Origin of the sequence: Taibaiella chishuiensis (genome assembly GCF_003014535.1) — a bacterium.
Classification (GTDB): domain Bacteria; phylum Bacteroidota; class Bacteroidia; order Chitinophagales; family Chitinophagaceae; genus Taibaiella; species Taibaiella chishuiensis.
The window spans coordinates 656,638-680,294 of record NZ_PYGD01000001.1 but is presented as its reverse complement, the minus strand read 5'-3'; the positions used below and the strand labels follow the sequence as shown (position 1 = coordinate 680,294).

Sequence of the window (23,657 nt, the reverse complement as noted above, 5' to 3'; positions counted from 1 at the left end):
GTTTTAAATGACAATTTTTAAAGAATTACATGGACATTATATTGCTTATCTACCTGTGCTGGAGGATGAAGAAAATCGTGAAGCCAAAAGGATACAACGCCAACACCTGGCAACTGTATGTGGTGGCAGCCTGGATACTGGCCGAGATTGCCGGCATGGTCGTCTCCTTTATGCTGGGCAAGGACCTGGATACTATGATGATTACCGGTATCCTGTGCGCCGTATTAAGCTACCTGGTGTTGCACCAGCGGGCCAAAGCCCTGCCCGATCGCTCCGGCAACGACGACTGGATCAGCAAACTCGGCAACGACCGGGATTATATGTCCTAATGAAACCGATACCCGATGACACATCAGAATCAACCCTTAAACTTTACCGATACCCATAGCCACCTGTATGACGGGCGGTTCGACAGCGACCGCGAAGCAGCCATACAAAGGGCGATAGATGCCGGCGTAAACCGGATGTACCTGCCCAATTGCGACCACAGTACCATAGCGCCTATGATGGACATGGTACAACGCTGGCCGGAGCATTGCTTTCCGATGATGGGACTGCATCCCTGTTATGTAAAAGAAGATTATAAAAAAGAGCTGGATACCGTAGCCGGCTGGCTGCAGCGCGCTCCGTTTGCGGCCGTAGGCGAGATCGGGCTGGATTACTACTGGGATAAAACCTTTGTAGCCGAGCAGAAAGATGCCTTTGGCATACAGATCGACTGGGCCCTGCAGTATGCATTGCCCATCGTGATCCATACCCGCGAATCGATACAGGACGGCATCGACCTGGTACGCAGCAAACAGAAAGGCGACCTGACCGGGGTGTTCCATTGCTTTAGCGGCGATGTGGCCGAAGCCAGGCAAATCGTGGACCTGGGTTTCCTGCTGGGTATAGGCGGTGTGGTTACCTATAAAAAGAGTACCCTGGCCGAAGTGCTGGATGCCATACCCATGGAGCATATTGTACTCGAAACCGATGCCCCTTACCTGGCGCCGGTACCCTACCGCGGCCGCCGCAACGAAAGCAGTTATATACCGCTTATCGCCGGTAAGATCGCCGAGCTCAAACAATGCCCGGTAGCCGAGATCGCAAGGATTACTACCGCCAACGCCGACCGGTTATTCAAAACAACAAAAAGCACCCCGGAATAGTTATACCTATGGAATTAAAGCTACAGCCCGGCGACAAAGCGCCGGCATTTACCGCAACCGACCAGAACGGCGACAAGATATCACTGAGCGATTATAAAGGCAAAAAGGTGGTTCTTTTCTTTTACCCGAAAGACAATACACCCACCTGTACCAACGAGGCCTGCAATATAAGAGACAACTATGCCCTGCTGAAAAAGAACGGGATGGTCGTATTGGGCATAAGCATCGATACTGAGAAGAGCCATAAGAAATTTGAACAGAAGCACGGATTGCCTTTCCCGCTGGTAGCCGACCCGGACCGCAAAATTGTAGAGGCCTATGGCGTATGGGGACTTAAAAAGTTTATGGGCAGGGAATTTATGGGTACGCACCGTACCACGTTCCTCATAAACGAAAAGGGTATTATTGAGCACATTATCGAAAAAGTAGTCAGCAAGGATCATACCACGCAGATCCTGGATCTGTGGAAATAATTTTGTTCATGCAACTTTGGCATTCTTTTTGAGTCCAAGGGATTAAATACTGTTTTCAATGAAAAAGATGATCGCATCCCTGCTCGTAGCAGGTATCGTTGCCGGAGCAGCCTCCGGCGCTAAAGCGCAGAGCTTTGACGATCTGCTGAACGCAATAAAAAACGGTGGTTCCAAATCGACCGGCACCAATACCAATAATGGCAACAACAATAATACAGGCTCGGGCAACAGCGGCCTCGGCGCCGGGCTCAGCAGCACCGACATCGCCTCCGGCCTTAAAGAGGCATTGAAAATAGGGGCGCAAAATGCCTCGAACAAACTGTCTATGACGGATGGTTTCTTCAAAAACGCGGCGTTGAAGATCCTGTTACCCAAAGAGGCGCAACAGGTAGAACAAACCCTGCGTTCGATCGGTATGGGCTCCGTGGTCGATAAAGCCATCCTGTCGATGAACCGTGCCGCGGAAGATGCGGCCAAACAGGCTGCGCCGATCTTTATCAATGCGATTACTTCTATGTCTATTACCGATGGTATCAATATCCTGCGCGGCGGCAGCAATGCAGCGACCACTTACCTGAAGGGAAAAACGACCGGCGCTTTAACGGCCGCCTTCCAACCCGTAATCCAGAAATCGCTCAATAAAGTGGGCGCACCCGATATCTGGAAAACCGTATTCAGCACCTATAACAAACTGCCGCTTGCGCAGAACAAGGTAAACCCCGACCTGACGGGTTATGTAACCGAGCGGGCCCTGAGCGGTATCTTTACCTCCATCGGCGACGAGGAGGCCAAGATCCGGAACAACCCTGCCGCCCAGGTAAGCGGGCTGCTGCAAAAAGTATTCGGCGCCAAATAAGGCCCGGATATCATCAACACTATTTTTGCTTCACATCAATAAAAAAAGCGCGTAAGAGTAAAGACTCTTACGCGCTTTTTTCGTCGATTCAGGACTTAACTTAACAGGTAAGCCACATCTTCTTTGGTCAGTTTTTTCAGGAAGGCATTATCGTCGGCAATCAGCTCTTTTACGAGGCTCAGCTTACGTTCCTGCAACAACAGTATCTTTTCTTCGATGGTGTCTTTACAAATGAGGCGGTAAGCAAAGATGCTCTTCGTTTGCCCGATACGGTGCGTACGGTCAATGGCCTGTTGCTCTACGGCAGGGTTCCACCACGGATCTACGATATACACATAATCGGCGGCCGTAAGGTTCAGACCCACACCACCCGCTTTGAGCGAGATGAGGAATACCCGGCAGCTTTCTTCGTTCTGGAAGCTCTGGATCGCCTTTTCCCTGTCGACCGACGAGGTACCCCCATCGAAGTAAACATAAGGAATATTAAGCCGGTCGAGCTCTTCGCGGATAAGGTTAAGCATACCGAGGAACTGCGAGAACACCAGGGCCTTGTGGTTACCGGTATTTTCGGTCAGCTCCCGTACCAGTTCCTCGATCTTCACCGAGTGGTTTTCGAAGCTTTCTTCTTCGTTCAGGATGGCGGGCGAGTCACAGATCTGCCGCAGCTTCATAAGCCCCGTCAGGATGCTGAGCTGTACGCGCTCCATACCTTTTTCTTCGATCTCACCCAGTATTTTGGAGCGGAAGCTGTTGCGGTAAGCGTCGTAGATCTTACGCTGCTTGGCGCCCATTTCGCAGAACAGCACCATTTCCGTTTTTTCCGGAAGATCGGGCGCTACCTGTTCTTTGGTACGGCGCAACAGGAAGGGATGGATCATTTTACGCAAATGCGCCTTGGCTTCCTCTTCCTGCATTTTATCGATAGGTGTGGCAAACTCGTTGCGGAAAAACTCCATCGAGCCCAGCATACCGGGGTTCAGGAAGTTCATCTGCGCAAAGAGGTCGAAGGTATTGTTCTGTACCGGCGTACCGCTCAGGGCTAACCTGTTCTTGCTTTGCAGCAACAGCGAGGCTTTAGCGATCTGCGATTGCGGGTTTTTAATGGCCTGCGATTCGTCGAGCACCACATAGTCGAATTGCATTTGCGACAGCATCTTGATATCGCTGCGCAGGGTACCATAGGTCGTAATGATCAGGTGTACACCGGCAAAGTCTTCCAGCCTGCTGCGGCGTTGCGCGCCATGATGGATCAGGTAGGTGATGTCCGGTGTAAATTTACGGATCTCGTTTTCCCAGTTATAGATCAGTGTCGTAGGACAGGCCACCATAAACAGGGCGCCGGGATTGAGATTGAGATAATGCTGCAAAAAGGTTAAGGTCTGCAGCGTTTTACCCAGACCCATATCGTCGGCCAGGATACCACCCCAGCCTGTTTCGTTCAGGAAGTTCATCCATTGGAAACCGGCCTGCTGGTAAGGCCTCAATGTTGCATGCACATTATCCGGGATTATCGAAGGACTGTCTTTTTCAAAATCGAAATTGAGCAGGCGATCGCGTTTCTCCGCGATATCGGCCAGTACTTCGTTTTCATCGATCTCTTCGCTTAAGCCTTCAATGGCCGAGAAGTGGAACTTGCGCAACCGCAGCTTATTACCGCCGCCGGCAGCGCCCAGCTTCACCATCAGGGCATATTTATCCATCCACTCTTCCGATAGCAGGCCGATGCTGCCATCGCTGAGCGAAACGAAATTCTGTTTTTTGGTCATCGCCTTTTTTACATCGGCAATGCTTACCCGCTCTTCGCCAAAGGAGATCTCCATATCGGCGTCGAACCAATCGATACCGCTGCTGATCTGCAACTGGGTCTTGGGCTTGTTGGGATTAATCCGCAGCTGCTTCAGGTTTTCGTGCCCTACGATCTGTACGTTGGCTTCGTTGAGCTTATCCATAAAGCTGAAGTACCAATTGCCTTTCAGGGCTTCGCTGGCCGGCAGCAGGAACGAGTGCGACTTACGGCTCTCCTGCATGGCAGGATGCAGGTAACGCAGCAGGTTCAGGTAGGTCTGCTCGGTAGCTTCGTTGCGTTGGTGCAGCACCACCTTGCCGTTGGTCGCGGTTACAGCGGGGGTAAAGTCCAGCCATTCTTTTTCCACACCGGCATAATCGAACACCGGTTTAAACACCATCATCTTATCCGTTTCCCGCAGGTACAGCTTCAATTCGGGCTCTTCTTCGGTTACCTGCTCCCGCAGGTCTTCATGGAAGGTAATATCCGTACTGGCCGAAAGCGGCAGTAATTCGTCTTTAAGATAACGCGGCCAGTCGGCGGCCGGGATCCGGAGCAGGCCGTCGGCCGGGAACTGGTCTACGATGGCGAGTGCATCGGGACCGGCAGCGGCGTAAAAAATATCGTCGGCCCGGATCAGCGCGCTGTTGATCACGGTTACGTCTTTGCTTTCGTATACATCTTCTTCGATCCGGAACTTCAGTTCCAGCATCACATCGCCGCTTTTGCCGGCAGCAGGCGCCACAAACAGGCGGGTATGAAAGTATTTGGAAGAGAAACCCGTTTTCTGCAACTGGGCCAGGCCCAGTTTCTGATCTGCCGGTAAAAAGTAAACGAAAGGATAACTGGCATAATGCTCCAGCAGGCGCTGGTAGCGCGGCAGGTAGAAATCCCAGGCTTGCTTTTTCAGCTCTTCCTTGGGGCTTTCGGTCATTTCTTTGGGCAGCGAGTCCCAGAATTCGCCGAAAGGCGTTTCGCGTTTAATCGACTTGAACAGCTCGTCGGCGCTTTGTTTGCGCAGCGCGGTAATCAGCAGCTTATCGCGGTCCTGCAGGCCTGCAGGAGAGATATACTGCCCCAGTTCCAGTTTTTCCACGCTACCCTTGTACTCGAAGCCCGATTCGTCGGCCTCGCCGGAGATCAGGTCGAAACTGGTATACGGGAAATACGGGCTCTTGTTGCTGACCACCACGCCCAGCCTGCGGTTTTGCGGTACCGAAGCCGGCTCTTCAACAACTTCTTCTTTTTTGTATTTGGATACCGGTGCAGCGGGCTGCAGGGCAATTTTTTTGATCGACGGATCGAGCACACGCAGGAAGGGTTTGCCTTCGTGGTACGAAAATTCGAACTTTCCCTTCAGGTCGTCCTTCAGGCTGTAACCATACAGGCTGAGCAGTTTGTCCTTTTGGGTATCCCAGTTGCGCAGGGTGCTGAAGTAGTGGCCGCCATAGGTATTGAGCAGTTGCAGGAATACCGTGGTTTTATGCACACAGAGCGGGTGTTCGGTATGATCGCAGGTACAGGAGGTATCGAAATAACGTTCTTCGTTCTGTTTCAGCAGCACTTCGTATACCTTGCCGTTATCTTCTTTAACCGTAGCGGTCACCGCATCGTCTTTAGCCTCCAGGATTTGCACCCGTTTCTCGGCGGTCCAGGTCTCGGCCTTGGCATAGATCGAGGCCGAGGAGAACAGCTTCAGGAAGTGCATCGTGATCTGGCGCATCCGCACCGTGGTATGCTTCTGGTCATACTCCATTTTGACATTGTCAAAATAGCCGCTCTGCAACAGGTCGTTGAGCTGGAATAAGGCTGCGGCCTCGTGCCGGCATACGCTGCCCATATTATACGGGCACTGGCACCTCAGCGAAAGATCTTTGGGGTGCATGTAATTCTCCACAATCACTTTATAGTAATTGCTGTATACATCGTTGCGTACACGAAATGAAATTTGCTCGGTCAGCGAATCATTTTCGAGTACCTGAACGCCTGAAGTATGAAATATTTTTTTACCCCTACGAATCACTTCATCCGTAGCATTATGGTAAACATGTTTTAGTAAATCGGGTAATGACATTTTTGAAAAAATGCCTTTTGAAAAAGGCAAGCGGCAAAATTATCGAAAAAGAAGCAGAAAAGGAGACAAAGGCTGTTAAACATTCTGATCTTATTATCATTTTATTCTATTCTCAATAAATTTTAGCTTTGCAGCACTATGACCAACCAGCAAATTGCCGATGTGTTCGACCTCCTGTCCAAGCTTATGGATATCCACGGCGAAAACAGTTTTAAGACCAAAACCTATAGCACAGCAGCCTACAAGATCGAGAAATTACCGGAACAACTGAGCGAGATGGAAACGGCGCGTATCCTGTCTATTGCAGGTATAGGAGAAGCCGTTGCACAGAAGATCAACACGGTAAAAGAAACCGGCAAATTGCCCCTGCTGGAAGAATATATCCTGAAAACCCCGCCCGGCGTGATCGAAATGCTGAGCCTGAAAGGAATCGGGCCTAAAAAGATAGCCCTGCTGTGGAAAGAGCTAGGCCTGGAATCGATCGGCGAACTGGAATATGCCTGCAACGAGAACCGCCTGATCACCCTGAAAGGATTCGGCGCCAAGACCCAGGACGGCATCCTGAAGAATATTACCTTCCTGCGCAACAACCAGGGCTTCTACCTGTGGGCCGAAGCCGAAGCTTATGCCGAACAGGTATTGGCCGATATCCGCAAGGCATTCCCGGATCATAAAACCGAATTTACAGGAGACTACCGCAGGCAATTGCCCGCATTGTCGGCCATCTCTTACCTTACCGATCTCGACGAAACAAGCCTGCGCAGCCACTTTGGCGCTATACCCGGAGCCGTATCGGATAGCGGCGACGAAGGCCTGGTGGTAAAAATACCGGACATGCCGGCATTGCGTTTTATTACCTGTGCCACCGGCGATTTTTATACGACACTCTTTACCAGTACCGCATCGCCTCAGTTTGCCGCAGCCTTTGCCGAAAAGTACACCCTGCCTCAGGCCCCAGCTTCGGAAGAGGCGATATTTGCGCACAACCAATTGTCCTATATCGTACCCGCCATGCGCGAACAGGCTCCTGTATTGGAGCAGGCGGCAAACCATACCCTGCCCGACCTCATACAGCCCGCCGATATCAAAGGCATTATACACAGCCACTCTACCTGGAGCGACGGCGTAAATACCCTGGAACAAATGGCGGTAGCCGCCAGGGACAAGGGTTACGAATACCTGGTGATCAGCGATCACTCGCAGGCGGCTTTCTACGCCAACGGCCTGAGCCCCGAACGCATTGCCCAGCAACATATCGAGATCGACCACCTGAACGAAAAGCTGGCCCCCTTCCGCATTTTCAAAAGTATCGAAGCCGATATCCTGCACGATGGTTCGCTGGACTATAACGAATCGGTACTGGGCACCTTCGACCTCGTGATCGCATCGGTACACAGCAACCTGAAGATGAACGAGGAAAAAGCAATGCAACGCCTGATCGCAGCTATTACCAACCCTTTTACCCGCATCCTGGGCCACCCCACAGGCAGGCTGCTGCTGTCGCGCGAGGGCTACCCCGTAGATCATAAAACCCTGATCGATGCCTGTGTGGCGCATAAGGTGGTGATCGAGATCAATGCGCACCCCCGCCGGCTGGACCTCGACTGGAGCTGGATACCCTATGCCCTGGAACAAGGCGCTATGCTGTCGGTAAACCCCGATGCGCACTCGATAAACGGTATGGACCTGGTAAAGTACGGCGTATATGCCGCGCAGAAAGGCGGACTGACTGCAGCCCGCAACCTGAGCTCGATGAGTCTTACAGCGTTGGAAGCCTTTATTAAAACAGCCAGGTAACCCGGTCCTGGTGCCCTTTTCATGATCTTGCCTTATACCACCTATAAAACAAGCAAAGCCTTAACAGTAAAGGCATACAACGGTGCCGCCCCTGGCGCTGTACCTGTTGCAACAGCAGAACTGGCGGCCGGCAGCAGTTTCAGGATAGCCCTGGACAATGACCCCGGCGCAGAACAGCTGCAGATCCTGCCTGCTAATGATACCCACGGGCTTTATTACCGGATAAGCAGGCAACAACTGGGGCAGGACTGCGTTTTAACCACCGACTTCAGTACCGCAATTTATTTTTACACGCCGCAGGAGCAACCCTTCGGCGTGTTTTCCAATTTCTCGCCGCATGGCTTTAGTCACCTGGGGCAATACTTTGCCACAGCCGAGCATTACTACCAATCCGAAAAGTTTACCGACAACACCTGCAAGCAACAGGTAATACGGGCAGCCACGGCCAAAGATGCCGCCGACCTTGGCAAAACACAAAGCATAGCGATACGCCCGGATTGGCGCCTGGTAAAGATCGAAGTGATGCGTACCGCGCTGGAACGGAAATTCGCCACGCATGCCGGTATCCGCGACCTCCTGCGCTCGACCGGTGAACGATTGCTCATCGAAAATTCTCCTTTTGATAACTTCTGGGGTATAGGCCGCACCGGCGCCGGCAAAAACCACCTGGGTACGTTGCTGATGCAATTGCGGGCTACCCTGCCCCATCAATAACAGGAACAGCGACCATGCTTAAAAACACATGGCCCCGTCAGCGACGGGGCCTTGTAATTATCTCCAGGAATAGCCTGTAAAGGCATGCCAGCGCGATTATACACTGATCCCCCACTTATCCATATTGGCCCAGCCGAAATCGGCGCGGTACCGTTCGGGGATAATGCCATCCGTCATCGAACCCAGGGGCACCGAAGGGAAGATCTCTTCGAAGGTGAGCATTTCGTTGAGTGATATCCTGCGGTAAATATGCGAGCGGGTAATATTGCCCATATTATCGAGACCTGAAGCGCCCAGCAGTTCCACGAAATTCTTAACCGTGGCGTTGTGGTAATTCGCCACACGGGTCTTTTTATCGGATACGACAAGGCCTACCGCAAGCGAAGGATCCTGGGTGGCCACACCCGTAGGACATTTGTTGGTATTGCACTGCAGCGCCTGGATACAACCCACGGCCATCATCATCGCCCTTGCACTGTTGCAGGTATCAGCGCCCAGGGCCATAGCCCGCAGGATATGGAACCCGGAAATGATCTTGCCGGAAGCGATAATGCGGATATGTTTGCGGATATCCAGACCGCGCAGGATATTGTGTACAAAGGCCAGGCCATCGAGCAGGGGCGCGCCCACATAGTTGGAGAACTCCTGCGGCGCCGCACCGGTACCGCCTTCGCCACCATCTACGGTTATAAAATCGGGATAGGTATCAAGCTCGATCATGGCCTTACAGATCGCGATAAACTCGCTCTTATGCCCGATACACAGTTTGAAACCAATAGGCTTGCCCTCGCAGAGATCCCGCATTTTTTTGAGGAAGGCCACCATTTCCCGCGGCGTACTAAAAGCCGAGTGGTAAGGCGGCGAGGCCACCACGGTATAAGGTTTGATATGCCGGATAGCAGCGATCTCCGGCGTGTTTTTAGAGGCCGGCAGGATACCGCCATGGCCCGGTTTGGCGCCTTGTGATATTTTCAGCTCGATCATCTTTACATTGGGATGACGCGACTTCTCGGCAAACAGCTCGGGCGAAAAATTGCCCTGCTCGTCGCGGCAGCCGAAGTAACCCGTACCGATCTGCCAGATGATATCGCCGCCATGTTTAAGGTGGAAGGGACTCAAACCGCCCTCGCCGGTATTGTGGGCAAAACCGCCGATCTGCGCACCTGCATTCATGGCCTCTACGGCATTGGAGCTGAGCGAGCCGTAACTCATGGCAGAGATATTGAGCACACTGGCCGAATAGGGCTGCCGGCAGTCCTTGTTGCCAAATACCACGCGGGGGTTGTGATCCAGCTCATCGAAGTTTTTGGGGGCGATAGAATGACACATCCATTCGTAGCCTTCGTTATACACTTCGATCTGGGTACCAAAGGGCATGGTATCGGTTTCTTTTTTGGCGCGCTGGTAAATGGTAGAGCGGTCGATACGGTTGATCGGCCGGCCATCGGTATCCGATTCCACGAAGTACTGGTACACCTTGGGCCTCATTTCTTCCATAAAGTAGCGCAGCCTGCCAAATACGGGGTAAATACGCATAATACTGTGCTTCTTCTGCACCATGTCGTAATACCCCATGAGGGTAAAAAAGAGGAAGATCACGAAGAAGGGATACCAGTAAGGGCTAAAAAATATGGATAACAAGAGGGTGCTCAATACCAGGATGGCAGAGACGATAACGAAAAGTTTACGCATAACTTTACAACATAAAGTAGTGAATAATCCGGCTAAGCACGGAAGATTATCCCGATTTTCCAACTAAAAGCCGCTCCTTTTCTGTTTCTTAACGAATAAAGCGCCTTTTGTGCAGGTCCGAATGCATAAAACCGAAATTTTAGTTAAAAATACAAATATTTATTTTATATATTCTGCATAAAACAGGGATTATAAAACAGGCATGCCGGGCGGGGTTATAGTTCCCGTTGATGCCTGTATTTACAGAAACAGCACAATTCTGCGTACCTTTGCGCCCTCATGAACCTGCAAACTTTGCTGGGTATTTATCTCAACGATAACCGCTTAAAACAATTAGCGGCCGGCCTTTCATTGCCGGAACCCAAGATGCGTATATCGCTCCGTAACCTGCGAGGCTCTTCCGTCAACTTTATTGCGACCGCCGTATGGCAGCAAGCCGAAACCAACCATGTGTTTGTCCTGAACGACCGGGAAGAAGCCGCTTATTTTCATAATGATCTCGAAAGCCTGACCCAGGCGCTGGATATCTGCTTTTTTCCCGACTCGTTTAAGAAAACCGGGGTATATACCGGGCTCAACAGCAGCCATATCATGCTGCGTACCGAAGCCCTGGCCCACCTTTCGGAAAGTAAGACCCGCAGCGGGGCCAATGTAAAACGGAAAGTACTGGTAACTTATCCCGAAGCCCTGTTTGAAAAAGTGGTCAACGCCCAGTCGCTTTCCAGCAATATGATCCACATCAAGACCAGCGAGATCCTGAAAGTGGACGAGCTAATGAAACGCTTTGTGGAACTGGGTTTTAAGCGGGAAGACTTTGTATACGAACCCGGGCAGTTTGCCATGCGCGGCGGCATTTTAGATATCTACTCTTTCGGCAACGAACACCCTTACCGTATCGAGCTGTTTGGCAACGAGGTCGACAGCATCCGGATCTTCAATCCCGAAACCCAGCTTTCGGAACGTAAACTGTTACAGGTTTCCATATTGCCCAATATAGAGACCCGGTTTGAAACACAGGAGAAAATATCGCTGCTCGATTACCTGCCCGAACACACCACCTTCTGGTTTAAGGACCTCGACTTTACCCTGGGCAAATTGTCAAAGATGGAGCTGGACCTGGCCGAAAAGCTGCCCCAGGGCAATATTACAGCCGTAGAGCAGGAGGAGCAATGGCTGAAGGAACTGGCTGCCGACGACTTCGAGATCGCCAGCGAATGGCGCGACAAACTGCAGCACAAACACATTATCGAATGGTTTGCCACCGCCGATAAAAATGAAAGCACGGGCAGTACCGAAGAGACCAAATCCATAGCAGACCGGGAACGCGAACGCAATAATGTGATCGACCTGTCGACCTTTAAACCCATCAATTTCTCGGCCTACCAACCGGTCAGCTTCTCTACCGAACACCAACCGGTGTTCAACCGGAACTTCGAGATCCTGACGGGCAACCTGAAACGCTATATAGACGCGGGATACACCCCATATATCTTTGCCGAGAACGCGAAGCAGCTGGAGCGCCTGCGTACTATTTTCGAAGATTCGAATGCACAGATCAACTTCGTACCCATACCGGTTTCGCTCAGCAAGGGCTTTATCGATCATGAGCATAAGATCCTTGCCTATACCGATCACCAGATATTCCAGCGGTATCATAAATACCGCATCAAACAGGCTTACAGCAAGGGCAAGGCCATTACCCTCAAAGCCCTGAAAGAATTGCAGCCCGGCGATTTTGTAACCCATATCGACCATGGTGTAGGCAAATACAGCGGCCTGCAAAAGATCGAAGTGAACGGCAATATGCAGGAGGCGGTGCGCATCCTGTACCGCGATAACGATGTACTGTATGTCAACATCAACTCGCTGCACAAGATCAGTAAGTACACCGGTAAGGAAGGTACGGTACCCAAGGTCAACAAACTGGGTAGCGATGCCTGGGAGAAGCTGAAGAACAAGACCAAGAAACAGGTAAAAGATATTGCCGCCGACCTGATCCGCCTGTATGCACGCCGCAAAGCCTCACCAGGTTTTGCACACTCGCCCGACAGTTATATCCAAACCGAGCTGGAGGCCTCCTTCTTCTACGAAGATACGCCCGACCAGAGCAAGGCCACGGCCGATGTGAAACGCGATATGGAAGCCCCCGCACCTATGGACCGCCTCGTATGCGGCGACGTAGGCTTTGGTAAAACGGAGATCGCGGTACGCGCAGCATTCAAAACGGTAGGCGACAGCAAACAGGCCGCCATCCTGGTACCTACCACCATCCTGGCTTACCAGCATTACCAGACTTTTAAAGAAAGGCTGAAGGACTTCCCCGCCAATGTGGACTTTATTAACCGGTTTAAATCGGCCAAGGAAAAAAAGGAAACACTGAAGCGGGTCGAAGAAGGCAAAGTAGATATCATTATCGGTACGCATGCGCTGCTGGGTAAGGAAGTGAAGTTTAAAGACCTGGGCCTGCTGATTATCGACGAAGAGCAGAAGTTTGGTGTAAGCGCCAAAGAGAAGCTGCGCGAGCGCAAAGCCAATGTGGATACGCTTACACTTACGGCCACGCCCATACCGCGTACCCTGCAATTCTCGCTGATGAATGCCCGCGATATGAGCATTATCAATACGCCGCCGCCTAACCGCCAGCCGGTACATACCGAGGTGATGGGCTTTGACGAGGCTACTATACGCGATGCCATCTATTTCGAAACCGAACGCGGCGGCCAGGTATACTTTGTACACAACCGCGTGCAGAGCCTGCCGGCTATGGCCGAGAAGCTGCGCGAGCTTTGTCCCGACCTGGAGATCGGTATGGCCCACGGGCAGATGGAAGGCAGCAAACTGGAAAAGGCTTTGCTCGATTTCATCAATTACAAATACGATGTGCTGTGCTGTACCAATATCGTGGAGAGTGGTGTAGACATTTCGAATGCCAATACCATCATCATCAATAACGCACACCACTTCGGACTGAGCGACCTGCACCAGCTGCGTGGCCGTGTGGGCCGTAACAATAAAAAGGCCTTCTGTTACCTGGTGGCGCCATCGATGATTACCCTGCCTAACGACAGCCGCAAACGCCTGCAAACCCTCGAACAGTTTAACGAGCTGGGCAGCGGTTTCCAGATCGCCATGCGCGACCTTGACATACGTGGCGCCGGCAATATACTGGGCGGCGAGCAGAGCGGTTTTATCGCCGAGATCGGCTTTGAAATGTACCAGAAGATCCTGGCCGAGGCGATGCACGAGCTCAGGAGCACGGACTTTAAAGAAGTGTTTGCCGAGGAAATGGACCGTAAAAAAGATTTCGTTACCGATTGTACGATCGATACCGATCTCGAGATCCTGATCCCCGATAGTTATATCGAAAATATTACCGAACGTTTATCGCTGTATACCCAACTGGACGATATCGAGGATGAAGCTGAACTTCAGTTGTTCGAAGAAGAGTTGCGCGACCGTTTTGGCCCGATACCCGCACAGGTAAACGACCTGTTCCGGGCACTGCGTTGCCGCAAAATGGCTAAGGAGCTGGGCTTCGAGAAGCTGATCCTGAAGAATGAACAGATGCGCCTGTACTTTGTAAGCAACCCGGACTCGCCCTATTTCGAAAGCGAAACTTTCAATTATATCATGCAGTATATCCAGACGCAAACCAATAACGCCCGCCTGAAACAAGTGGGTAAAAACTTTATGCTGATCGTCGATCATATCAAATCGATGAGCGATGTGGAGTGGTTCCTGCAGGGCATGACCAAAAAGTAAAGAACTTTAACCAGATGCAGAACGGCCACACTTATCGCGTGGCCGTTCTTGTATTACAGTTATGTCTTCAACAGGGTTACAGTGCAGCCAAGGCAGTAGCGATGCGCTGTTGGGTGGCTTCTTTACCGATCATCGCGATAATATCAAATACACCAGGACCAAACTTACCACCGACCAGCATAATACGCAGCGGCAGCATGAGTTCGCCTTTTTTAATACCCGTTTCGGTGGCTAATGCGCTGAAAGAGGCTTCCAGTGCGTCGTGCGACCATTCAACGGTATCGAGCTGCGCACTCCAGGTACGGAAGAAGCTGGTCTTCTCGTCGCTCCATTTGCCTTTAATGGAATCCAGGTCCAGGCTCTGTGGCGCTTCGAAGAAGAAGCGGCCCTGCGGCACGAAGTCGGCCAGCAGGTGGCAACGTTCTTTGATCAGGCCTACCACTTTTACTAGTGTAGCTGGATCGGTAACGATGCCTTCTTTTTCGAAGAAAGGCGCTGCAAGCGTGGCCAGGCGCTCGTTATCGGCTCTTTGTATATGCTGCTGGTTGAACCATTTTGCTTTTTCATAATCGAATTTGGCGCCGCCTTTATGCACCCGCTCCATGCTGAAGACCTGGCCCAGCTCTTCGAGCGAGAAGATCTCCTGTTCGGTACCGGGATTCCAGCCCAGCAGGGCCAGCATGTTTACGAAGGCTTCGGGCAGGAAACCATGCTCGCGGAAACCGGTTGTTTTTTCGCCGGTACGCGGGTCGGTCCAGTCCATAGCGAATACCGGGAAACCCAGGCGATCGCCGTCTCTTTTACTCAGCTTACCATTGCCATCGGGCTTCAGGATCAGCGGCAGGTGCGCCCATTTCGGCATGTCCTTTTCCCAGCCCAGGTTTTTCCACAACATAATGTGCACCGGTGCACTCGGCAGCCACTCTTCGCCCCTGAAGGCATGGGTTATCTTCATCAGGTAATCGTCTACAACCACCGCCAGGTGATAGGTAGGCATACCATCGCCTTTGATCAGTACTTTATCGTCCACTACATTGGTGTCGTGTGCAATATCGCCGCGGATCATATCCGTAAAATGCACGGTTTCGTTTTCCGGCATTTTGATGCGTACCACGTAAGGCGTGCCGGCAGCCAGCAGTTGCTTTGTTTCCTCTTCAGGCAGGGTCAGCGAGTTGCGCATCAGGCCACGGGTACGGTGATCGTATTGCGGCGAGGGGTTTTCGGCAGTTTTAAACTGCTCGCGCATTTGCTCGAGCTCTTCCGGCGTATCGAATGCATAATAGGCATGACCGCTTTTGAGCAATTGCTCCGCATAGTCGTGGTAGATTACTTTGCGCTCGCTCTGGCGGTAAGGGGCGTAAGGACCTTCCTTACGCACACTTTCGTCGGGCGTAAGGCCGCACCAGTCGAGGCAATCAAATATATAGTCTTCGGCGCCTTCTACATAACGCCCCTGGTCGGTGTCTTCGACGCGCAGTACAAAAGTTCCGTTATTCTTTTTTGCAAACAGGTAATTAAACAGTACGGTGCGCACACCGCCAAGGTGCAGTCCCCCGGTGGGGCTGGGCGCAAATCGTACCCGAACATTTGGTGTAGTCATGCTGCGAAAATAAAAAGAAAAGACGGAATGCAATGAACCGGTTTTCACATTCCCACAAACTAATGCCGGAAGCTAAGGCCGGTGCGTGTTCCGGTTGCTTTTGCCCGGACCAGGCAATGGCCTGCTGCCGGTTTGCATCTGAGATACCGTTCGTGCTTGGGCATGTAACAGTTAGTATGCGACAAACGGAGACTTATAAAAAAGGGAGCCGCAGGGCTCCCTTGGTATAACTTCATTTTTATTGCGGTGCAAACAGGAACCGCAGCGTCATCCCCGCCCTGGTCGTCGTTATCGGGAAGGACGTCGACATAACCGGTATACTTTGCCGTCGGTCGTAGAAGAACCGGAGCTGCAGGTTATCGTTGATGATATAGTCGATCGATGGTGAAATGGTGATTACCTTCTGTCCCCGCGTCGGGATATTGGTATTCTGCGCCAGGTAACTGTTCGAGGTAATATCGTCGCGATAACCGATATCCATACGGAAGTTGATATCATTCTTCAGCCTGCGGGTTCCGAATATCGTAAAGGGCAGGTTGAGGCCTTTGATACGGCTACCACCACCCACTACCAGTTCGGTAGATTTGGTCTCGCTCACCTGGTAGTCTACCAGGCTAAGGCTCAGCATACGCGTCTTATTGAACTTGATACTGATACTCACGCCGTTTTTAAAGGCCACATCGAAGCCCAGCAACGGGCCGAGGCTTTCGGATATGGTAATATTGGGCACCTGGAAGAACGGCACATAGTTATGCGAGTTGGAATCGATAAACGATGGGAAGCCCACCGCCAGCTGGTCCAGGTAATAGAAGGAGCTGACGAAACTGTTCATCGACAGGTTACCGGTATAACTATGATTGATCGTAAAGGTATTTACATAGTCGCTGAAGAACGGCAGCTTGGACAAGCCATTATAAGTCAGACGCCAGTTAGGCATCGGCGTATAATATTTAAACGGATTGCTCCGGATATTGCTGCTGTTGTTGTTCATCAGCGGGATAGTAGCCGGGTTGCGGCCGCCGTAGGCCGCCAGGAATGCCGGGATCAGCACATCCTGGGCATAGCGGGTATACCCCTTCTTGTATTCCGGATCGTCCGGATCGTTCAGGCCACCGGTGTATGGGTTGATATTACCCAGGCGCTCGGAAATGATCTTCCGGTAATTGAGGAAGTCCATATACGGCTCCGACAGCTCGTTGGCACGCAGCGGGGTGAACATAGTTTTTAAGCCGATAAAGGATACATTGAAGGTACCCATGCTATACGGGCTGTAGTGCTCATATTTGTTAACTGAGGTATCAAACTTAAAGGTCTCCGAATAACTTTTGGAGAACTGTTTCGTCCAGGTAAGATCGATACGCAGGTCGGGTACCGGCTCTACGGTAGCCACCAGGTTCAGGTTCTGGTTAAAGGTTTGCTGCAGCTGGCCGTTAAAGATCGGGTTCCGGGATATTCTTTGCAATTCAGCCTGCCGGTCGAGCCATTCGCGGTCGGGCTGGGCGCCGAAGGCGAAGTCGTACCAGGAGTTACCTGAGCGCGAGTTTACACCGAAGAACTGGGTGCTGTCCATAAAGCCGGGCAATATGGTTCCCGCGCTTTCCGAATAACTTACGGTTACGCGTTTGAGCATAGTCGCAAGACGGCCCACAGCGCGTACCCCGTCCGATATTTCGGGCAGTATATTTTTCTTTTTGGCCCGCCAGGCTGCCAGCTCTTTCTTGAAGCGTACCTTCTCCGCTTTCTTCAGCTTTTTCCAGGCAGCACGCAGGTCGCCTGCCGACAGAGTATCATAGCCGGGCACGTCTTTTTTCTTAATCTCTTTTTTCTTAGGCCGCGGCGGTACCTGCCCGGTTTTGGCCTGGTCTTTAGTACCGCTTTTCTGCGCCACGGTCATCATGCTCTTGCCCCCGCCTGCAGGCGACAATTTACCGCTGGGATCGTCCACCTGCATGGTTTTCGAATCCAGTGTCCGTTCCCGCACTTTTGGTGTGTTGATCGCTTTGAGCAGGCGCGACTTGTTGTATAGCTGGCTAAAGGTAAACTCACCGTTGATCTGCTTCAGCTGGGTATTGGCCATAATATTACCCTGGTCGTTAGCCAGCAGCGAAGCAGCAGTCCAGTTATAGGTAGAGGTATAGGTGGCTGTTGCCCGCGTCCAGTCGAGGATGGGGAACTTCTGCGTAGGCAGGGTATACGTCACATTAAGACTCTGCGAGAAATAGGTATTACGTCCGAAGCGGGCAATATTACGCCATATAGAGTCTCTCTTCTCTTTGCTATCCAGGCGTCCGTAAGGCTCGTCGATACGGGACTGGTTATTGGCCGTATAACTGAACGACAGGGCGCGGGTAAGCTCCCAGCGCAGGTTGTAGGTCCTGTCCCAGGTAAAATTCTTAAAGTAAGTAGACGGTATGGCATAAGGGCCGCCGTCGATATTGCGCACCTGGGTTTCCCCGAAAATACGGTGCAAATCGGAACGGAAGGAGAAGCTGCTGGGCAGCAGGTTGAAGTTGAACTCCTTGATCGGCGCCCACCACCGCGACTTCGATTTGATCAGTTTCTTAAACGGCTCGATGGGGTTAGCCTTGATCGAATAGTTATACCCGATGCCCAGGCGCTGGTCCTCCATCTCGTCGTGCGCCAGCAAGGGGTTACGTTTGAAGGAACGGTTATAGGCATAACTCAGGTCAAAGTTTTTAAGACTCCAGGGCATAGGCGCCTTACCTTGTTTTTCAGGGTTACCCATATAACGCACATTGCTCAGGTTGAAGCTGGTTACAGAGGTAAAGTCCTGCGAGGCCTTACGGATGGAATCGCGCTGACGGGAATCGGCAACGGAAGCGATCTTGTCGCTCAGGACTACGTCCTTATCGTAAGGGTCGTATTTGGGATTGCTTACGGTTTGTGTATAACCGAAGAATACGGGTAGTTGCAGGCCCAGGCTCTTAGGTAGCAATTTACCGAAGTTCAGGTTAGACGATACGTCGTAGGCATAGAAGTTATCGCGGAACCGCTGGTCCACTTTCTGGTCGATATTACCATAACCAATGGTGTGCGTGCTGGCGCCGAGGTGTACATTACCCAGGTCGGCCAGCTGGATATTGGTCTGGCCCGAAGCCGCATAACCCGGCTGTTCGTCGAGGCCTGCCATACGCAGTTCATCGAACCATACCTCGGCACATTTGGGCTGGCCATCGTCGAGCGGTGTCTGCAGGGTCTTTTTAGGATTGGCAACACCCAGCATAATGTTTTTCACATCGCCGAAGTTGGGGTTACCCACTACCACTACGGTATTGCCCACATCATCTTTTGTAATAAAAGGCAGGTAGCTGGGGTAATTCTGCGCATTACGCTGGGTTTTGATATCGATAAGCTTGCTCATCAATATGTCCAGCCTGTTGGCTGCAGGCCATATCAGCTCCGCATCGGAAGAGGTAACACCCGGCTGGGTAATTTTCAGCGGGATCTGGTATTCGTAGTAGTTATTGATAAAATCGCTACCCACCCTGATGAAAGCCATCAGGTCGCCGTCGCGTACCGGCGCCTGGCTGGGTACCGATTCGGCGTGGATAAACATACGCAGCGATTTATACTGCCGCATATCTACCCGGGTTTCTTTAAATGCCGCCCGGGCATCGCCATCTTTCAGGCCGCAGAGCTGCAACGACAACGATTGCTCGTCGAGCTGCAGGTTTTGTCCGCCGATACCACCGGGCGTATTCTGCCGGCTAACTCCCGGGGGAATAACATAAGGTATCGGTATGCGCTGCGAGTTCTGCTCGAGGCTTACCGAATTCACTGCAAACGTAGTGGTCCGCTGATCTTCTTCGGGGATATTTTCGCCGGGCTTAACCAGGGAGAACAGGTAACGGCGCCACTGGTTACGGTCCAGTTGCAGCTGGGCAAAACGCATGATCACGCTGTCCTGGAAGCCGGACATGAACATACGCACAAAACGTATGGAACGGAAATCGCCGATACCGCCGACCACATTATCGTATTGCCGGATGGGTACCTTGAACTGGTACCAGGTCTCGCTCTGGGTACGGCCGTTGGCCAGCTTTACATCGGATATTTTTCTATCCACGATAAAGTTTTGCCCCACCTGCATGGCCGGGTTATTGGCGGGCATCATCCGTATGCGGTACTGGTAATAAGCTTCCGTCTCGTTGAGCGAGTTATCCCGGTTAATATCTTCCGACTCCGGTATGGTAGAACCGGAGGAGGTAAATTGCGAGTTGAGATCAGTAACCGGGGAGTTACCACTCGGGTTATTAAAATCTTTATAGCGCAACAATGCCTCGCCCTGGCGATTAGCCAGCTGGTCATAGTCCTGTCCGCGGAAATGGTGGAAATTGTCCGAGGCCGGGTCGCTCTGCAACTTGCTCAACACTGCGCCCGAGGCGCCCATGTCTTGCATCCGCTGCAGGAAGTCTGCGAATTTCCGCCCCTCTTCCTCATCGTCCATTTCATCATAACCCACATCCTGTATCTTACGGGCTTCGGGGTCGTTGTCGAAGGACCGTGTGATCTGCTGCTGGAAACGCGGCACAAAACCCCAGGGGGTAATATCCAGTTTGGTATAATCCTTGGGATAGGTAATGCCATTCTCGAAAGAGAGACGCGAGTCTTTCAATACATCTTCCGATACATTACCCAGGTTGAGGTACAGGTCGCCCCCGGTGCTGTTGGTATTATAGATAAACGGATCGAGCATCCAGAACGTGATGTACTCCACGTTGGCGGCTTCGAAATCGCTGCTGTTATTGTCGATGGCACGCTGTATACCGCCCCAGCGATCGCGTGGGTTGGTAAAGTTACCGGTAGTCATATTGACGTTGTTCACGTCAAAGTTGTAGGGTCCGCGCACATAGGGATAATAACCCAGGTCGAAGGTCGACAGGTTATTTTGCGAAGCGATCTGCGTTCTCTGGGGGAACACGTCGCGCTGCTCTACCATACGCCAGTAGTCCTGCATACTGGTATCGGCCTTTACATTGGCAGGCGTACCGAAGCTACCGTCGATAAGTGTAGGCTCCAGCATATACCAGGCCAGTTTGGCGCGGTTGGTACCGCTTTTCAGGTCGCCGTTAAGGGTAGCCTCCGGGAACAGGGTCCTGCCGTTGGCATCTTTTGCTCCTACCGGTGTGCTCGACAGGGTCCAGCTGGTAACCGGGAACCGCAGATCGATAGAGCTGTTGGTACCTTCGAAATCGTCGATAAATACGGAGCCTTCCGGATCGATGGCGTTGATAAAACGCTGGTGGCCCGGGAAGATACCGGCCACTTCACCGCTCAGTGAAATAAGAGAAGGTGCGGTGGTGCTGTAGATCGGCAGCTTATCGAGCGTGCGGGTCAGCCAGGGAAATTCGTTCTGGTAATTGGCGTCGAAACCGACAACGGTATTTTTGATCGGGTCGTCGCCGAAGGTTACCTTTTGGGTAAACGGCCTTTCGGTAAGGCGCATAATGGTACTACCGATAGTAAGGTGCTCGTTTGCAAAATAGTCGAAGCGGGTACCCCAGAAGTTCTGGGCCACAAGACCAAAAGTGGCATTATCCTCGTAAGAGATATTGATGGGAATACCGGAAGCCAGTATACCCTGGTTGATCACTTTCACACTACCACGGCTGTAGTCTACGGTATAGTCCACATTTTCAGCCAGGCGCTGGCCGCCGGCGGTTACCGTTACCGAGCCCTGGGGTATGTTGTAACCGCCAAGGCTCACATCGTTACCCGCCGCGCCTTTGTAGCTACCCTTGATCAGGAAGCGGTTGTTTTGCTGGAACTGCCGCGCTACGGTTTTGGTAGAATCGTAGAGCATCGGGAACAGGTACCTGCGCTCCAGCCTCGGATCACCGCCCATTGCAGGTTTCAGTCCGTCGCCAAACGGTTTGAGCTGCGGAAAGATGATCTTGCCTTGCTGGGTATTTATCGTAATGCCTTCCACAAAGTCAAATATCCCATCCGGCGCGGGGTCGCGCTGCGGGTTAAGCCGGTCGAGGTTGAGCAGTGTGATCAGCGGGACACCGGCACTCGGGCCATCGGGAATATACCGTTTTTCGCCACCACCCGGATCCTGGTACAACACATTCAGGCGGAAGTCTTCCTGCGAAATATTACCGCCGCCCATAGAATAAACGTTCTTCATCATCAGGTTCCATATGGGCAGCACCGGCCTTGCAGCCGTACCCTTCAGCAACTTGAGGAACATTACTTTTACATTGGCCGTATCGGGCGGCATATCTTCCGCAAACTCACCTACCTGGTAGATCTTGCCATTATAGGTATAGCGGTAGGACACCGCCAGCACATCGTCGGGGTTGATCTGTGTATTCAGCGATATATAACCGAGCTGCGGCTGGAAGGTAAATTCGGAAGAACTCAGCTGGCGCATGGTTACACGCTGGAAATCCTGGTTTTCGGCCAGGCCGAGGCTCAAAGCCGATTGGGTGGCTGTAGCCTGCGAACGGGCGGAAGCCAGCTGGGTAATCTGCTGGTAAAGCCTGTTTACCCGGTTATCGGGCAACTGGCCACCCGATGGATCAACCAGCGAAGGCAGGTAAGGATTTTTTTCACCCAGGTCCATAAAGGCGAGGATGTCGCGTACGCCCTGGGTAGCGCCCGTACGATTGGTGAGCCACACTTCCACCTTGGTAAGCACGACCTGCGAATTAATTATCGGGAAGTTCTTCAGCGCCGGTTCGTAGTTATTATAAAAATACTGGCCCAGTAAGAAGTTACGGTTCTCTTCATAGTCGTCGGCCTTTATTTCGAAGGCCTGGGTTTGCGCCCCACCCTGCAGGTTTATACTTTTGCGCTGCGATTTCTGTTGGGATATTACGCCGGTAACAAAGAGCTTACCAAACTGTAACTGGGCTTTAAGACCGAACAGGGCCAGGGGACCCTGTAACAGGGCGCTGTGCAGGGGGAAACTTACGTTACCCGCCTCTATTTTCTTAATAATCTCATCTTCCTTACCGGTATACTCCAGCTTTTGCAGGTTCTGCTCGCCAAAGGTGGGCTGGGTATTGTTACTGATATTGAGTTTAAGTTTATCGCCGATCTGAGCAAGCAGGTTTACATTCATCTGCATGTCGAAATCGAAGATGCCGTACTTCTGCGCCCGCTGGGTCAGGTTCGGGTTTTTCATATTCTGCCAGTTACCGCCAAAGGTCAGGTCGAGGTTACCCTGGGGTTTAACACTGATCTTATTGCTACCGAACAGCCGGTCGAAAATACCTTCTTTGTAGAGCGTAGGCAGTTTAGGTTTCTGGTTGAACATGCTCAGGGCATCGAGCCGTTCTTTCCAGTAGTCTGTTTCGTCCTGTTGTCCGCGGTATTTCAGGTATTCCTCCGCATCCATATAGGTCGGGTTCTTAATATTCTCCTCCCCTACTTTTTCATTAAGGTAATAGCGTTTTTCATCGGGATCGTATTCTACGCCCTTTTTTATGTTTGCGGGATCTTTAAGGTCTATGGAGCTGCGGCCTGCATTACGGGAGGGGTCCAGGTTTTCCTTTTCTTCAATGGGGAAACGCAGCGAATCGTCGGGAGCTGGTGTGGGCGTAGGCGTAGGATCCGGGTTAAACAACGGATCGTCAAAGCCACGGGCAGTAAACACCTGTGCCAGGGTTATAATGAGAATAACTCCTGCCAGCAGCTTATAACCAAAATTTGTTGTTTTCCTTTTTACCAATGCTATAATCGAATACGAGCAAAGAACAGTAGGGTCCGGAACTGTTTGTCAGG

The 23,657-nt window shown here is 51.8% G+C and carries 11 protein-coding genes; 7 read left to right on the top strand and 4 right to left on the bottom strand.

All coding sequences use genetic code 11. From position 1 onward, the window contains the following. The first annotated feature begins 29 nt into the window (after positions 1-29). Genes B0I18_RS02870 through B0I18_RS02855 form a run of 4 tightly spaced genes read left to right on the top strand, consistent with a single transcriptional unit; the run spans position 30 to position 2,480 of the window. Positions 30-329, top strand: coding sequence for a hypothetical protein (locus B0I18_RS02870; protein WP_106521129.1), 300 nt, complete (start codon positions 30-32; stop codon positions 327-329). Positions 330-344: 15 nt separating this feature from the next. Then, on the top strand, positions 345-1,151 hold the full coding sequence (locus tag B0I18_RS02865; RefSeq protein WP_106521128.1) for a TatD family hydrolase: 807 nt from the start codon (positions 345-347) through the stop codon (positions 1,149-1,151). An 8-nt stretch (positions 1,152-1,159) separates the two neighbouring features. Beyond that, positions 1,160-1,624 (top strand): thioredoxin-dependent thiol peroxidase, encoded by a 465-nt coding sequence (gene bcp, locus B0I18_RS02860; RefSeq protein ID WP_106521127.1) that lies wholly within the window; start codon positions 1,160-1,162, stop codon positions 1,622-1,624. Positions 1,625-1,682: 58 nt separating this feature from the next. Next, on the top strand, positions 1,683-2,480 hold the full coding sequence (locus B0I18_RS02855; protein WP_245882038.1) for a DUF4197 domain-containing protein: 798 nt from the start codon (positions 1,683-1,685) through the stop codon (positions 2,478-2,480). 95 nt (positions 2,481-2,575) lie between these two features. Here the strand turns inward: B0I18_RS02855 and B0I18_RS02850 are convergent, their stop codons facing one another. Then, positions 2,576-6,340, bottom strand: a complete 3,765-nt coding sequence (locus B0I18_RS02850) for a DEAD/DEAH box helicase (RefSeq protein ID WP_106521126.1) — start codon at positions 6,338-6,340, stop codon at positions 2,576-2,578. 138 nt (positions 6,341-6,478) lie between these two features. Between B0I18_RS02850 and B0I18_RS02845 the strand changes: the two genes are divergently transcribed. Both B0I18_RS02845 and B0I18_RS02840 read left to right on the top strand, forming a co-directional pair. Beyond that, on the top strand, positions 6,479-8,137 hold the full coding sequence (locus tag B0I18_RS02845) for a helix-hairpin-helix domain-containing protein (RefSeq protein WP_106521125.1): 1,659 nt from the start codon (positions 6,479-6,481) through the stop codon (positions 8,135-8,137). Positions 8,138-8,158: 21 nt separating this feature from the next. Next, a complete protein-coding gene (locus B0I18_RS02840) occupies positions 8,159-8,851 on the top strand; it encodes a riboflavin biosynthesis intermediates N-glycosidase (RefSeq protein WP_106521124.1) in 693 nt (230 codons plus the stop codon). A gap of 96 nt (positions 8,852-8,947) precedes the next feature. Here the strand turns inward: B0I18_RS02840 and B0I18_RS02835 are convergent, their stop codons facing one another. After that, positions 8,948-10,543, bottom strand: a complete 1,596-nt coding sequence (locus tag B0I18_RS02835) for an FMN-binding glutamate synthase family protein (protein WP_106521123.1) — start codon at positions 10,541-10,543, stop codon at positions 8,948-8,950. A 279-nt stretch (positions 10,544-10,822) separates the two neighbouring features. Here B0I18_RS02835 and mfd point away from each other — a divergent pair, with 279 nt between their 5' ends. Continuing rightward, on the top strand, positions 10,823-14,305 hold the full coding sequence (gene mfd, locus B0I18_RS02830) for a transcription-repair coupling factor (protein WP_106521122.1): 3,483 nt from the start codon (positions 10,823-10,825) through the stop codon (positions 14,303-14,305). 76 nt (positions 14,306-14,381) lie between these two features. Here mfd and gltX read toward each other — a convergent pair whose 3' ends face one another. Both gltX and sov read right to left on the bottom strand, forming a co-directional pair. After that, the gene (gene gltX, locus B0I18_RS02825) at positions 14,382-15,905 is read right to left on the bottom strand and encodes a glutamate--tRNA ligase (RefSeq protein ID WP_106522032.1); all 1,524 of its coding nucleotides are present in this window, start codon (positions 15,903-15,905) and stop codon (positions 14,382-14,384) included. A gap of 238 nt (positions 15,906-16,143) precedes the next feature. Then, the gene (sov, locus tag B0I18_RS02820; protein ID WP_181358314.1) at positions 16,144-23,529 is read right to left on the bottom strand and encodes a T9SS outer membrane translocon Sov/SprA; all 7,386 of its coding nucleotides are present in this window, start codon (positions 23,527-23,529) and stop codon (positions 16,144-16,146) included. Between the last annotated feature and the right edge of the window lie 128 nt (positions 23,530-23,657).